At 66.3% G+C, this 13,637-nt stretch carries 16 protein-coding genes and 1 pseudogene; 6 read left to right on the top strand and 11 right to left on the bottom strand.

Annotation, left to right across the window (positions count from 1 at the left end):
- Positions 1-74: 74 nt before the first annotated feature.
- Positions 75-1,211, bottom strand: a complete 1,137-nt coding sequence (dprA, locus tag H143_RS0105230; RefSeq protein ID WP_026349747.1) for a DNA-processing protein DprA — start codon at positions 1,209-1,211, stop codon at positions 75-77.
- Positions 1,212-1,436: 225 nt separating this feature from the next.
- Here dprA and def point away from each other — a divergent pair, with 225 nt between their 5' ends.
- Positions 1,437-1,949 (top strand): peptide deformylase, encoded by a 513-nt coding sequence (gene def, locus H143_RS0105225; RefSeq protein WP_019937181.1) that lies wholly within the window; start codon positions 1,437-1,439, stop codon positions 1,947-1,949.
- An 81-nt stretch (positions 1,950-2,030) separates the two neighbouring features.
- On the opposite strand, the gene H143_RS0105220 is transcribed toward def, so the two are convergent.
- The 5 genes and pseudogenes from H143_RS0105220 to H143_RS0105205 form a co-directional block, all read right to left on the bottom strand.
- Entirely contained in the window at positions 2,031-2,402 is a 372-nt protein-coding gene (locus tag H143_RS0105220; protein WP_019937180.1) for a VOC family protein, read from the bottom strand.
- 65 nt (positions 2,403-2,467) lie between these two features.
- Entirely contained in the window at positions 2,468-2,881 is a 414-nt protein-coding gene (locus H143_RS0105215; protein ID WP_019937179.1) for a YafY family protein, read from the bottom strand.
- A 7-nt stretch (positions 2,882-2,888) separates the two neighbouring features.
- A complete protein-coding gene (locus H143_RS23120; protein ID WP_019937178.1) occupies positions 2,889-3,023 on the bottom strand; it encodes a hypothetical protein in 135 nt (44 codons plus the stop codon).
- Positions 3,024-3,060: 37 nt separating this feature from the next.
- Positions 3,061-3,150 (bottom strand): annotated as a pseudogene (locus H143_RS22875) (AraC family transcriptional regulator); the annotation flags it as partial.
- A gap of 7 nt (positions 3,151-3,157) precedes the next feature.
- Positions 3,158-4,009: a GyrI-like domain-containing protein gene (locus tag H143_RS0105205; RefSeq protein WP_019937177.1), complete on the bottom strand. Its 852-nt coding sequence runs from the start codon at positions 4,007-4,009 to the stop codon at positions 3,158-3,160.
- 112 nt (positions 4,010-4,121) lie between these two features.
- On the opposite strand from H143_RS0105205, the gene fmt reads away from it, so the two are divergent.
- On the top strand, positions 4,122-5,051 hold the full coding sequence (gene fmt / locus H143_RS0105200) for a methionyl-tRNA formyltransferase (protein ID WP_019937176.1): 930 nt from the start codon (positions 4,122-4,124) through the stop codon (positions 5,049-5,051).
- Positions 5,052-5,057: 6 nt separating this feature from the next.
- Here the strand turns inward: fmt and H143_RS0105195 are convergent, their stop codons facing one another.
- The 5 genes from H143_RS0105195 to H143_RS22640 all read right to left on the bottom strand — a co-directional run bounded on the left by H143_RS0105195 (position 5,058) and on the right by H143_RS22640 (position 8,467).
- Complete coding sequence (locus H143_RS0105195) at positions 5,058-5,684, bottom strand: pyridoxamine 5'-phosphate oxidase family protein (RefSeq protein WP_019937175.1); 627 nt, start codon at positions 5,682-5,684, stop codon at positions 5,058-5,060.
- 22 nt (positions 5,685-5,706) lie between these two features.
- Positions 5,707-6,282 (bottom strand): hypothetical protein, encoded by a 576-nt coding sequence (locus tag H143_RS0105190; RefSeq protein WP_019937174.1) that lies wholly within the window; start codon positions 6,280-6,282, stop codon positions 5,707-5,709.
- Between the two features lie 2 nt (positions 6,283-6,284).
- A complete protein-coding gene (locus tag H143_RS0105185; protein ID WP_019937173.1) occupies positions 6,285-6,869 on the bottom strand; it encodes a TIGR00730 family Rossman fold protein in 585 nt (194 codons plus the stop codon).
- Between the two features lie 5 nt (positions 6,870-6,874).
- Positions 6,875-8,203, bottom strand: a complete 1,329-nt coding sequence (gene rimO, locus H143_RS0105180; RefSeq protein WP_019937172.1) for a 30S ribosomal protein S12 methylthiotransferase RimO — start codon at positions 8,201-8,203, stop codon at positions 6,875-6,877.
- A 69-nt stretch (positions 8,204-8,272) separates the two neighbouring features.
- Positions 8,273-8,467, bottom strand: coding sequence for a hypothetical protein (locus tag H143_RS22640; RefSeq protein WP_019937171.1), 195 nt, complete (start codon positions 8,465-8,467; stop codon positions 8,273-8,275).
- Between H143_RS22640 and rsmB the strand changes: the two genes are divergently transcribed.
- The 4 genes from rsmB (at position 8,466) to H143_RS0105160 (ending at position 13,470) form a co-directional block, all read left to right on the top strand.
- Positions 8,466-9,800: a 16S rRNA (cytosine(967)-C(5))-methyltransferase RsmB gene (rsmB, locus tag H143_RS0105175; protein WP_026349745.1), complete on the top strand. Its 1,335-nt coding sequence runs from the start codon at positions 8,466-8,468 to the stop codon at positions 9,798-9,800. The two genes, H143_RS22640 and rsmB, sit on opposite strands and share 2 nt — an antisense overlap.
- 19 nt (positions 9,801-9,819) lie before the next feature.
- Entirely contained in the window at positions 9,820-10,431 is a 612-nt protein-coding gene (locus tag H143_RS0105170; RefSeq protein WP_019937169.1) for a DUF4390 domain-containing protein, read from the top strand.
- A complete protein-coding gene (locus tag H143_RS19995; protein ID WP_019937168.1) occupies positions 10,428-12,671 on the top strand; it encodes an ATP-binding protein in 2,244 nt (747 codons plus the stop codon). The genes H143_RS0105170 and H143_RS19995 overlap by 4 nt, the downstream gene beginning before the upstream one ends.
- Before the next feature lie 112 nt (positions 12,672-12,783).
- Positions 12,784-13,470 carry a response regulator gene (locus tag H143_RS0105160; RefSeq protein WP_019937167.1) on the top strand — a complete coding sequence of 229 codons (687 nt, stop codon included), beginning with the start codon at positions 12,784-12,786 and terminating at the stop codon, positions 13,468-13,470.
- Positions 13,471-13,637 lie beyond the last annotated feature (167 nt).

Genomic DNA, 13,637 nt, shown 5'->3' with positions numbered 1-13,637 from the left:
GGCGGATGATTGGTCGTTGGGCCAACGATAGCGCAAAGCGACCGCAGCCGCATTGGGCCATGGGACTGAATGCTTCAGGCCTTTCCCGACGCCCGCTGTTGAAACCGCCCGTCGTCCAGCCGAACGATATGCCCGGCCAGCTCCAGTTCCAGCAGTTGCGCCTGCAGCGTGGCGGTGTCCAGTCCCGTGCGGGTTTGCAGGGCATCCAGGTGTAGGGGGTCGTGACCCAGGGCGTGGAGCAGGGGGTGCTCTGGCGCGGCGGGGGTGGCGGCCGGCGCCGCCTTTGCCGGCACAGGCCTGGCGCCGGGGGCGGGCAGGCCCAGTTCGTCCGTGATGTCCTGCGCCGTCTCGACCAGCTTGGCGCCCTGCCGGATCAGGGCATGGCAACCGCGCGACAAGGGAGAGTGGATCGAACCGGGGATGGCGAAAACTTCGCGGCCGCTTTCAGCAGCCAGGCGGGCCGTGATGAGCGAACCACTCTGCCGGGCGGCTTCCACCACCAGCACGCCGCGCGACAAGCCGGCCACCAGACGATTGCGGCGCGGAAAGTGGAACGGCCGCACCGGGGTGCCCAATGCAAACTCGCTGACCAGCGCGCCTTGCGCCGCGATGCGGTACGCCAGATCGCGATGCGCGGCCGGATAGATGCGGTCGATGCCGGTGCCCATCACCGCTGTGGTTCCCGCGCCCTGAGGGCCGGCGGCCAGGGCGCCCTCGTGCGCGGCGCCGTCTATGCCCAGCGCCAGCCCGCTGACCACGCTCCAGCCTTGCGCGGCCAGGTGGCGCGAGAAGGCGCGGGCGTTTTCCGCACCCCCGGGCGTGGCGTTGCGCGTACCCACCACGGCCAGGCCGGGTTTGGACAGTTGCGCGGGGTCCCCCGCCACATAGAGCAGCAGCGGCGGGTCGGCGATGGTGAGCAGCTGCTTGGGGTAAGCGGAATCGGCCAGCGTGAGGATGTGCCGGCCCGGTTCGTCCACCCAGCGCAGCGTGGCCTCGATCTGGGCGCCGATCTCGGCCGGCGGTCCGGCTGCGAGCTGCAGGGCCAGGCTCTGCGGGACGTGCCGCATCAGCTCGGTGGACCGGCGGGCGTAGATCTGCGCGGGTTCGCCCAGGGCGGACAGCAGGGCGTAGGCCAGCGACGGACCCAGATCGGGTTCGAGCGACAGGCGCAGCCAGGCGGAAAGTTCGTCGTGGGTGTGCGTGAGCGGCATGGGCGCGCCGGCGGGAATGTGGGAGCGGAACAGCACGCTAGTGTCGCATGGGCGGGCCGTGCCCAGGGTCGCCAGCGTGACGGGTTTGCGGCACGATTTGCGGCGCCCGCGCCACCCGGCTGTTGTCCCGCTCTATCCTGGAATTAGGAAAAAGCGATTAGAAATCAATGGGCTAATCGATTATCATAGTGCCATTGAAATTTTCAACGTTTTCCGTTTTTCATCATGGCCTTGCTTACCATCCTGCGCTATCCCGATGCCCGCTTGCACAAGAAAGCCAAGCCGGTCGCGGTGGTGGACGAGCGCATCCGCAAGCTGGTGCGCGATATGGCCGACACCATGTACGAAGCGCCCGGCGTGGGCCTGGCGGCGACGCAGGTCGACGTGCATGAGCGCGTCATCGTCATCGACGTGTCGGACGAGGGCCGCGACCTGCTGGTGCTGATCAACCCCGAGATCACCTGGAAGAGCGAGACCGTCAAGGCGGTCGAGGAAGGCTGCCTGTCGGTGCCCGGCATTTACGACGAGGTCGAGCGCGCCGAGCGCATCCGCTTCACGGCGCTGGACGAGGAAGGCCGCCCCTACGAAATGCAAGCCGAAGGCCTTCTGGCCGTCTGCGTGCAGCACGAGATGGACCACCTGGAAGGCAAGGTCTTCGTCGAATACCTGTCTGCGCTCAAGCGCAACCGCATCAAGACCAAGATGAAAAAGGCCGAGCGTGAGCTGGTCAAGGCTTGAGGCGGGCGTCCGCTCTATCCAGGCTGTCAAGGCCGTCCCGCGCGGCTGTAAAGATGCTTTAGGCAACAGGCCGGCCTGGGCTTATTGCGGCGCAGGCGAGAAAACGCGCAGGCGATGCCCATCGGGGTCCGTGGCGACGAAGGTGTAGCCGAAATCCATGCGGGTCGGCGCTTGGGCGATGGCCAGGCGCCGGGCGCGCCAGTCCGCATAGACGGTGTCGACCTCGGCATCGCTGTCGACCGGAAAAGCCAGTTCTGCGCCGCCGCCCGAGGCGCTTGCCGCGGGCTCGACCGCATGGCGGGACCACAGCCCCAGCATGATGCCCGATCCGAGGACAAACAGCGCGAAGGTCGGCGAGGCTTCGACCGGGCGCTTGCCCAGCAGGCCCGCATAGAAGGCCGTGCTGGCGGCCGGGTCGTTCACATACAGAAGGCAGTAGTTCGGGTCGCGCATGCGTGTGCTCCGGAAAGAGGCGAGGCGGTCAATTGCCTCGGAATGCATGCTAGACCGCACTGCTGTCAATTTTTGTCAGCAGTGGGATTACGCCGCAAGAGGCCTTCCTGCTCGCGCCATGCCTTGAGCAAAGCCTGCCGGCGCCGAGGGTAGCGCTGCGGCAAGGTTTCCATCGCGCTGATGTGGTCCGTGCGGAAATGGCGGAACCCCTGGCGCAGCTCGCACCAGGCCACGAGTACCAGGGCCTCGATCTCCTCTTCCGAGAACATCAGGGGCGGCAACATGAAGCCGGGACGCAGGAGATAGCCCAGCCCGGGCGCGCCGTCGATGTGGGCGCCTTGTTCCTGCAGGCTGCGGATATCCCGGTACAGCGTGCGAAGGCTGATGCCAAGCTGCTCGGCCAGTCGCTCGCCGGCAATGGGAAACCGGTGGCCGCGCAGGATCTGGATCAGGTCGAGCAGGCGCCGTGTGCGGGACATGTCTGTTCTACGCCTTGCGTGCCTGGATCAACTTCCACCCCTGGCCGGCCGGATCGCGCAATTGCCGCGTGTCCATGCAGAATGCGCGCGCCGCGTCCAGGTCGTCGCCATACCGGCCCACGATATCGAAACCTTCGTTCATGACAGCTCCTTGGCTGGGGGGGCCGCAATGTATCCGCGGCCGGGCGCCTGGCGGGCCGGGCCTCGTGCGAGGCGGCGTCCATGGGTTCTTTGGCGCGAAGCAGCCGGCGTATGAGGGCGGGATACTGCAATGATCTAAGCCAGGGGAAGGTGGATGTCGGTTTGCCACCGGTCCTGCGGGGTTTCGGGGCAGACGTTCACATAATGGAAGAACAAGGGGTGATCGCGCAATTCCTCGCCGCTCGAAGGCAGCCAGTTGCGGTAGATCGGGTAGATCGTTTCGCCGATATGGTCGGTCGATCCCGTATGCCGGACCACGGCGCACCGGCCGCCGGGGATGACGATCTCGCGCACGCCATAGGCATTGGGCGCGACCGGATCGGCGACTTCCCCGCAGATGTCGAAGCGGAATTCGTCTTCGGGTGTCGTGTCCGGGTTGTTGTACGGAATGCCGAAGATGCGGTTCGAGGACAGGGAAGAGTGTCCGCTGTGTTTGCGCCAGGCTATGAATTTTTGCACGCTCGCGTTGACCAGGCCAGGCGGCCCGATATGTTCGAGCGCGGCGACGCGGGTCTGGGCGAAGTCGACGATTTGCACTTGCATGGTGAGTTTCCTGGAAAGGTAGGGAACGACGAAATTCGCGCTCCAGATATGCCAGCTCGGACGCCGCCGAAACGCGCTGGGCGACAGGCCGAACGCGCGCTTGAACGCGCGGCTGAAGGCCTCCGGGCTGTCGAAGCCCGCGTCGAACGCCGCCTCGAGAACCGGATAGGGTTCGCGCGAGGCCAGGCGGCGGGCGGACACTTGCAAACGCATGAGTTGCACGTAGCGCGAAACCGGCATGCCGATGTAGGCGGCGAACTGCCTATGAAAATGAAACTTCGAGAAGTTCGCGAGGCGAGCCAGCGTTTCAACCGATAGGTCGCCCGCAAGGTTTTCGACGATATGGGCCAGGACGGCTTCGAAGCGTTTCGCGTAGTCGTGCATGATTCTCGTGAGTTGTGCGAGCTGCGCCATGGTCGCCGACGGCACGGGCGCGCGCCTAGCCGTTCTTGCTCGATGAGTGACAATAGCGTTTTCACGGTTTCTTTTTTGTGCCATGCGCCTTGTCTTTGCCGGAACTCCCGACTTCGCCCGTGTCGCTCTGCAGGCCCTGCGGGCCGCCGGGCATGAGATTGCGCTGGTGCTCACGCAGCCCGATCGTCCCGCCGGCCGCGGACTCAAGCTCACGCCCAGTCCGGTCAAGCAGGCCGCGCTCGATGCCGGCATCGAGGTGGCGCAGCCGCGCAGCCTGAGGCTGGAGGGCAAGTATCCCGACGAAGCCGCATCTGCGCGCGCGCTGCTCGAGCGCGTGGCGCCGGACGTGATGGTGGTGGCCGCCTACGGTCTGATCCTGCCGGTGTGGACGCTGCGATTGCCGCGGCTGGGCTGCCTGAACATTCATGCCAGCCTGCTGCCGCGCTGGCGCGGCGCGGCGCCGATCCAGCGCGCCATCGAGGCGGGCGACGCCCGGACGGGCGTGACCATCATGCAGATGGACGAGGGCCTGGATACGGGCGACATGCTGCTCGAACGCACAGTGCCCATAGGCCAGACGCTGACGGCGGCCGAATTGCACGACGCGCTGGCCCAGGAGGGCGGCCGCGCCATCGTCCAGACGCTGGCCACGCTGGCGCAGCTGACACCGCGCCCCCAGCCCGAGGACGGCGTGACCTACGCCGCCAAGCTGGACAAGGCCGAAGCCGCGCTCGATTGCACGCAGGCCGCCGAACTGCTGGTGCGCCGCGTGCGCGCGTTCAATCCCGTGCCGGGGGCGACGATACGCTTGCCGGGCCTGGCTGATCCGGTCAAGGTGTGGAAGGCGCAGGCCTTGCCGGGGGTGGGGGAGCCGGGCCGCGTGCTGAACGCCACGGCCCAGGGCATAGACATTGCCACGGGCGAGGGCTTGCTACGCTTATTGGAACTGCAGAAGGCGGGCGGAAAGCGTCAGCCGGTGGATGTGTTCGTGCGCGGTTGGCAGCCTGATTGAGGCACCTCAATACAGCGTGCTTTTCACCCGTGATTCCAACTCGCGGTCGTACGTCTGGCCGTCGAACGTCCCTTTGCTGAAATCGGCCAGCATGCCGCCGGTGCTGGGCAGTTCGCTACGCGCCGTGTGCTTGGACACATCCCACAGGCCCGCGCGCACGATGGCGCGCGAGCATTGGAAGAACACCGTCTCCACGTGGATGACGAGCACCGAGCGCGGCCGCTTGCCATCCATGGCGAAGCGTTCGAGCAGGGCGGGCTCCACGCGGATCTCGGCGCGGCCGTTCACGCGCAGCGTCTCGCTCACGCCCGGTATCAGGAACAGCAGCGCCACGCGCGGATCGGCCAGCACGTTGCGCAGGCTATCGATGCGGTTGTTGCCGCGCCGGTCCGGGATCATCAGCGTCCTGGCGTCCTCGATGTGTACGAAGCCGGCCGGATCGCCGCGCGGCGAGACGTCCAGTCCTTCAGGCGAACAGGTGGCCAGCGCCGCGAAGGGAGCGGCCTGGATGAAGGCCCGGTAATGCGGGTGGATGTGATCCAACTCTTTCACGAGAGACGCGGTGCTCGGTTCGCCGTATAACCGGGTCAGCATCTCCAGGTCGGTGATGCGCTGCGGATCTTGGTCGCACATGGTCTTTGCCGCAGTGGGAGGATCAGGCCGTCAGCGAAGGGTGTGGCGCGTTGCGCCGTATCCATTGGAGGACCGGCGCGAGGGCCTCGATGGCCGGCGCGGTAGAGACGATGCGCTGGGCGTCGGCCCAAGGATAGGGCAGGCGGGTGATCCAATCGAGAATGGCGTCGGCCTCGTCGGCCGGCAAGGTCAGCATGTTCTCGATGGTGATGACCAGGCTGGCGGCCTGGTGCGGCTCGCGGTGGAAGGTCCATTCGTAGAGGCCGCAGCCGACGCGCGCCTGGCCCGTCGTTTTCTCGGTCATGGCCACGACCCAGTCGCAGCGGTAGGCATCGAGCATGGCGCCGTCCGCGGGGCGCGACAGATAGAAGGTAAAGACGTTGTCGTAGGTCTGGCCGAAGCGGCGCGCCAGCGTGTCGGCGATGGCCTGCACCCCGCGCGATTCGGGGGGGAAGGCAATGGCCTGTGTGCGCAGCGCGACCTTGAGCACCGCATCGGGTGCAAAGGCGCGGGCCATATACCAGGGGCGGTTCTCGTCCTTGGCATGGAAATAATCGCGCAGGACGGCGGCGGTATCGCGCGGAATCTGATCCTGCATGATCACTTTCCCTCGGTGATCCATTTCGAGACGGTGGGCGCCTGGTAGGCCGCATAGCGGTCCAGGAGCGCCGCCGGGCTGGACTCGACCATCAGCATGGCTCGATGCTCTTGGCGCATGAACCGTTCCTGCGCGGCGTGATCGAGGAAGTCGGCCAGCTTGTCGTAATAGCCGGCAATATTGAGCAGACCGCAAGGCTTGCTGTGGAATCCCAGTTGCGCCCAGGTCCAGGTCTCGAAGATTTCATCGAGGGTGCCGGCGCCGCCTGGCAGGGCGATAAAGCCGTCGGAGATTTCGGCCATCCTGTGCTTGCGCTCGTGCATGGTGGCGACGATGTGCAGTTCGGTCAGGCCCAGGTGCGCCACTTCCTTGGCTTTGAGGCGCTCGGGGAGGATGCCGACGACGCGGCCGCCCGCTTCCAGTGCGGCGTCCGCCAGCACGCCCATGAGTCCGACGTTGGAGCCGCCGTAGACCAGGCCGATGCCGCGCCCCGCCAGCTCGCGGCCCAGCACCTGCGCCTGCTCGAGGTAGACGGGCGTGCGGCCGGTGTTGGAACCCAGGTAGACGCAGATGTTCTTCAAGGCCATGTTGACTAAACGGTTTCGCCCCAGAGATCGTATTCGTCGGCGTCCGTGACGCGCACGCGCACCAGATCGCCGGCCTTCAGGGTTCTGCCGCTTTCCACATACACCACGCCGTCGATCTCGGGCGCATCGGCGCTGGAGCGGCCGACGATGTCGCCGTCCTCGTCGGGGCCGTCGATCAGCACGTCGATCTCGCGGTCCACCTTGGCCGAAAGACGCGCGGCCGAGATCGCCTGCTGGTGTTCCATGAAGCGCTCCCAGCGCGCCTGCTTGACCTCGTCGGGCACATGCCCGCCCAGCGCGTTGGCCGGTGCCCCTTGCACGGGCGAATACTGGAAGCAGCCCACGCGGTCGAGCTGGGCTTCGGTCATCCAGTCCAGCAGGTATTGGAAATCTTCTTCGGTCTCGCCGGGAAAGCCGACGATGAAGGTCGAGCGAATGGTCAGGTCCGGGCAAGCCTGGCGCCACTGCTTGATGCGTGCCATGGTCTTGTCTTCGAACGCAGGACGCTTCATGGCCTTTAGCACGCGCGGGCTGGCGTGCTGGAAGGGGATGTCCAGGTAGGGCAGGATCTTGCCCTCGGCCATCATGGGGATGACTTCGTCGACGTGCGGATAGGGGTAGACGTAATGCAGGCGCGTCCACACGCCCAACTCCGACAGCGCGCCGCAGAGTTCGGTCATGCGGGTCTTGACGGGGCGGCCGTTCCAGAAACCGCTGCGGTACTTGAGGTCGACGCCGTAGGCGCTGGTGTCTTGCGAGATCACCAGCAGTTCCTTCACGCCGGCTTTGACCAGGCGCTCGGCTTCGTTCAGCACATCGCCCACCGGCCGGCTGACCAGATCGCCGCGCATCGACGGGATAATGCAGAAGCTGCAGCGGTGATTGCAGCCTTCTGAAATCTTCAGATAGGCATAGTGGCGCGGCGTGAGCTTGACGCCCTGCGGCGGCACCAGGTCGATCAGCGGGTTATGGTCCTGCCTGGGCGGGGCGGCATCGTGCACGGCGCGCACGACCTGCTCGTACTGTTGCGGGCCGGTCACGGCCAGCACGCTGGGGTGCACGCCGCGGATGACGGATTCTTCCACGCCCATGCAGCCGGTGACGATGACCTTGCCGTTCTCGGCGATGGCCTCGCCGATGGCGTCGAGCGATTCGGCCTTGGCGCTGTCGATGAAGCCGCAGGTGTTGACCACGACGACGTCGGCGTCGTCGTAGCTGGGACTGATCTGGTAGCCCTCGGTGCGCAGTTGCGTGAGAATGCGTTCGGAGTCGACCAGGGCTTTGGGACAGCCCAGGGAGACGAAGCCCACTTTGGGCGCGGTGGCGTTGGACATAAAAACCCGGTTTTCTGGCAAGCCCCCATTGTACTCGCGGGCCTGTGCCGGACCGGCTGCGGCAGGCGATCATCGGATGCAACGGCAAACCGCGAGCGCGGCAAACGCCTTGTGGGCGTCGAACCCGCGGCCCGCGCACGCGTCCGACGTGGCCGTCTGCTCGCCTTGCCTGCGCGCGCCGGCATCAGGCTGCGCCATTGCGCGCTGCCGATGCGCGCGGCATTCGATGCATCGACACGCGCGCGCATGGTTCAATGCCGTCATGCCACAAGCCGCTAAATCCGTTTCCTGCGCTCTTCAACCGCCCTTGTCGCTGCTGCTTCTGGCCGCGGCCGACGCTGTCCTGGCCGTCCAGCAGGGCCGTTCGCTGACCGAGGTCCTGGCCCGCACCGATGCCGCCTTGCGGCCGGGCACGCAAGCCCTGGGTTTTCATGCCATGCGCCAACTGGGCTGGGCCGACGAGATCGCCGGCCTGCTGCTCAAGAAATCGCCCGGCGCGCGCATGGCGGCGCTGTTGCGCGTGGCGCTCACGCTGCTCAAGCCGTGCGCCGATCCGCTGCCCGGCATGCCGTCCTATGCATCGCATACGGTGGTGAACCAGGCTGTGCAGGCCGCCGCCGGCGAATGCAAGCTGGCGCCGTACAAGGGTCTGCTCAACGCCTGCCTGCGCCGCTTCCTGCGCGAGCATGCGGCCCTGGATCAGGCGGTGGCCGACGCACCGCGCGCGCGATGGAACCACCCGTCCTGGTGGGTGGACCGCCTGCGGGCCGACTATCCTGATCATTGGGCCGAGTTGCTCGAGGCCGCCAACGTGCCCGCGCCGCTCATGCTGCGGGTCAACCGCCGCCGCGCGACGCGCGATCAGGTGCTGGACGCTTTGCGCGCCGAAGGCGTCGCGGCCGACGTCTTCGGGCAGGCGGGACTGGTCCTGGCGGTGCCCAGGCCGGTGACGCAGTTGCCGGGATATGCGCAGGGCTGGTGGTCGGTGCAGGATGCCGGCGCGCAATTGGCCGCGCCGCTGCTCGCGCCGCGCGACGGCATGCGGGTGCTGGACGCCTGCGCCGCGCCGGGGGGCAAGACGGCGCATCTGCTGGAGCTGGCCGACCTGGACCTTCTGGCGCTGGATGTGGATGCCGCCCGCCTTGAGCGGGTGGAGCAGAATCTGGAACGCCTGCACCTGGGAACTTTGCGCGCGGCGCTGCGCCAGGCCGACGCGGCTGACCTGGACGCGTGGTGGGACGGCCGCCCTTTCGATGCCGTGCTGGCCGATGTTCCTTGTACGGCATCGGGCATCGTGCGCCGCCACCCCGACATACGCTGGCTGCGCCGCGCCGAGGACGTGGCGCGCACGGCCAGGCTGCAGGCCGGCATCGCCGATGCCCTGTGGCGCACGGTGGCGCCGGGCGGCAAGCTGCTCTATGTCACCTGCTCGGTTTTCCCCGCCGAGGGCCAGGCTCAGGCGGGGGCCTTCCAGGCCCGCCATCCCGAGGCCCGGCGCCTGCCCGCGCCGGGCCAACTGCTGCCCGTTGCTATCGACGCAACACCGGCGGCCCAGCACGACGGTTTTTTCTATGCCTTGTTTGCCAAGCAGGGATGAATCGCCAAAAATAGTTGACATGACATTACGCGCCTGCCTTTCTTTGGCGATCTCACGTGGTTTTCTGGCTTTTCTGTTGGCAACCTCCCTGTTCGGCGCATGGAACGGGCGGGCCGCCCAGGCCGCCCAGACCGCCGATCCGCGCGTCGAACGCATCGATCCGGTCTTGCGCGACGGCCGTCTCGAGCTCGACGCGGACGTGAGTTTTGTCCTCAACGATCAACTGCGCGACGCCGCGCAACGCGGGGTGCCGCTGTACTTCACCGCGGATCTGGTCATCAAGCGTTCGCGCTGGTGGTGGTTCGATCGCACCGTAGTCAACACCTCGCTGACCTGGCGCATCGTCTACAACGCGCTCACGCGTCAATGGCGGGCAGGTACGGGCGCGCTGTCCTTGCCGGTGACTTCGCTCGACCAGGCCATGGAACAGGTGCGGCGCATCCGCAACTGGCAGGTCGGCGCCGCCGATCAGTTTGAGTCGGGCGTGAAGTATTCCGGCCAGCTGCGCGTGCGGCTGGACACATCCATGCTGACGCGGCCGCTGCAGGTCAATGCCCTGAACAGCAGGTCCTGGTCGCCCACCACGCCCTGGACTGCCTTTACCTTCGCCGTGGCACGGCCGGCCCGATGATACGGTTCTCGCGCGTTGTCCTGATTATCGGCGCCCTGAGCGGTTTGTCGCTGCTGGGCCTGCTTGCCTGGTCCACCGGCAACGCATCGCGCTTCGCGCATTATTACGATGCGCTGCTGCTGCTCAACGGCATCTTCGCCCTGGCCCTGTTGGTCTGGGTCATCGGCCTGACCAGCAAGCTGGTGCGCCAGATCCGCCGCCGCCAGTTCGGCGCCCGGCTCACGGCGCGCTTCTCGCTGGCCTTCGCCCTGATCGGCGTGGTGCCGGGAGCGCTGATCTACACCTTGTCGGTACAGTTCTTGTCGCGCTCGATCGAGTCCTGGTTCAACGTGCGGGTCGACACCGCGCTGGATGCCGGCCTGAACCTGGGCCGTGCGGTACTCGATACGCAGCTGGCCGAGCTGAATGCGCGCGCGCGCACCATGGCCAGCGGGCTGAACAACCTTAGCGACAACGACATCGCGCGGACCCTGATCCGCTTGCGCGAGAACAGCGGCGTGCAGGAGGCCGCGGTGTTCACCAGCAGCGGCAGGCTGGTGGCCTTCTCCACCAACCAATACGGCCAGATGATGCCGTCCATGCCGCCGTCGACCGTGATGAACCAGCTCAAGCTGGCGGGCGGTTATTCGGCCGCCGAGGCTTCCGATCCGACCTCACCGGGGGTGGACAGCACGCTGACGCTGCGGGTCGTGGTTCCGTTGATCTCGCCCGAGCGCTTTGACGGCAGTCTGCTGGGCGCGGCGTCCGAGACGCGCTGGCTGCAGCTGGTGCAGCCGGTACCCGACCAGCTCGCCCGCAACGCCAACCGCGTGCAGCGCGGTTTCAGCGATTATCAGGAGCTGGCCTTGTCGCGGCTGGGCCTGCGCAAGCTCTATGGCATCACGCTGACGCTGGCGCTGTTGTTGGCCATGCTGGCCTCCATCGCAGTGGCGCTATCGCTATCCAAGCGCCTGGTGCGCCCCCTCTTGCGCCTGGCGGCAGGCACGCAGGCGGTGAGCGTGGGCGATTTTCGTCCCTTGCCCGAGCCGCCCGAGCGCGACGAGGTCGGCCAGCTCACGCGTTCGTTCAACGCCATGACGCGCCAGCTCGACGAGGCCCGCCGCATGGTCGAGAGCAACCGCTTGCAGCTCGAGCGCTCCAACGTCTATCTGGAAAACGTGCTGGCCAACCTGTCTTCCGGCGTGCTGGCCTTTGATGAAGGCTTTCGCGTGACGACCATCAACCAGGGGGCGCAGACCATTCTGCAGGCCGACCTGCGTTCAGTCATAGGCCGGCCGCTCGAAACCGTCGATGCAATGCTCGAGTTCGCCAATCTGATACGCCAGGCGTTTTCCGAGCACGATGCCGTAGGATCGGATCGCACCCACTGGCAGCAGCAGTTCGAACTCAAGCGCTCGGGGCCGGGCGAGGCGACAATACTGCTGGCGCGCGGTACGCATTTACACGTGGACGAGCGAGGCAACGGTTACCTGGTGGTGTTCGACGACATCACCGAAGTCATTTCGGCCAGCCGCACCGTGGCTTGGGGCGAGGTGGCGCGGCGCCTGGCTCACGAGATCAAGAATCCGCTCACCCCCATCCAGCTTTCGGCCGAACGGCTGGCCATGAAGCTGGCCGACAAGCTTGCGCCGTCGGACGCACAGATGCTCGCGCGGTCGACCAACACCATCGTCAATCAGGTGGGGTCGCTCAAGAAGATGGTGGATGATTTCCGCGAGTATGCCCGCACGCCGCCCGCGGTGATGCAGCGCATCGCCTTCAATGGTTTGGTGGCCGACGTGCTGGCGCTATACGGATGGGAGGCGGGCGGCGGCGAAGGCCCGCGCGCGCTCAACCTGGACGTGCATCTGCAACCGGACCTGCCCGATATCGAGGGCGATCCGACGCAACTGCGCCAGGTCATCCACAACCTGTTGTCCAATGCCCGCGACGCGGTGGCCGAACGGGGCGATGCCGGGCGGGTGAAGGTATCGACGCAATTGGTCGAAAGCGCCCGGCCGGATGGCGAGCGTGCCGTGCGTTTCGTCGTGGCCGACAACGGGCCGGGCTTCGCGGCCCAGGTGGCGCAACGGGCTTTCGAACCCTATGTCACGACCAAGGCGCACGGAACTGGGTTAGGATTGGCCATCGTGCGCAAGATCATCGACGAGCACGGCGGCCGCATCGACCTTGCCAATCGCAAGGAAGGCGGAGCCCGAGTGTCGATACTGCTGACCCGCTTGGCCGCAAGCACCGCTTGAACCATGGCGCCGCGCCGCGGCCCGGGCCGGCTTGCAATAGCGCGTTTTGCCGTCAAGCCGGCTCTGCGGCAAAAAAGAGCGATAATGCGGCCACGCAATAGGTGAGAGGTTTATGGCCAGGATTCTGGTGGTCGACGACGAAGTGGGCATACGCGAACTTTTGTCCGAGATTCTTTACGACGAAGGGCACACGGTCGAGCTCGCGGAGAACGCCGCGCAAGCGCGCGCCGCGCGGCTGCGCATGCGTCCCGACCTGGTCCTGCTCGACATCTGGATGCCCGACACTGACGGCGTAAGCCTGCTCAAGGAGTGGGGTTCGCAAGGTCTGCTGGACATGCCCGTCATCATGATGAGCGGCCACGCCACCATCGACACCGCTGTCGAGGCTACGCGCATCGGCGCGATCGATTTTCTCGAAAAACCCATCACGCTGCAGCGTCTGCTCAAGACCATCGAGGCGGGCTTGACGCGCAGCCGGGCTCCGGCCTATTCGGGTTCGGCCGGCCAGGCCCAGGCGTCGGTCGTGGTGCCGCTCGAAGACGAACTCGATCCGCCGTCGGCCATGCTCGTGGCCGAGGCGCAGGCGCCGGCGGGCAACGGCCTGCTGGGCAACATCTCGCTGGACCAGCCGCTGCGCGAAGCGCGCGATGCCTTCGAACGCATCTACTTCGAATACCACCTGGTTCGCGAGAACCACAGCATGACCCGCGTTTCCGAGCGCACCGGTCTGGAACGCACCCATCTCTACCGCAAGCTCAAGCAGCTCGGTATCGAATCCTCGCGCAAGCGCAGCACCTGAGATACCCCTTGCGGGGCACCCGCCTGGTGGGTTGAATCATCTCGATCCCGGAAGTTAGTATTTGCTCACCGGCCCGCGGGGGGAAGAATCGTGTTCTTCGTATTCTGCATATAAATGTCACGATTCCAGGCTGTTTTGTAATCATTTTGCACCGTACTATCGAGCGG

Origin of the sequence: Bordetella sp. FB-8, assembly GCF_000382185.1 — a bacterium.
Lineage (GTDB): Bacteria > Pseudomonadota > Gammaproteobacteria > Burkholderiales > Burkholderiaceae_B > Bordetella.
Note: the sequence above shows the minus strand (reverse complement) of the source record. Positions and strands in the feature narration are given on the sequence as shown.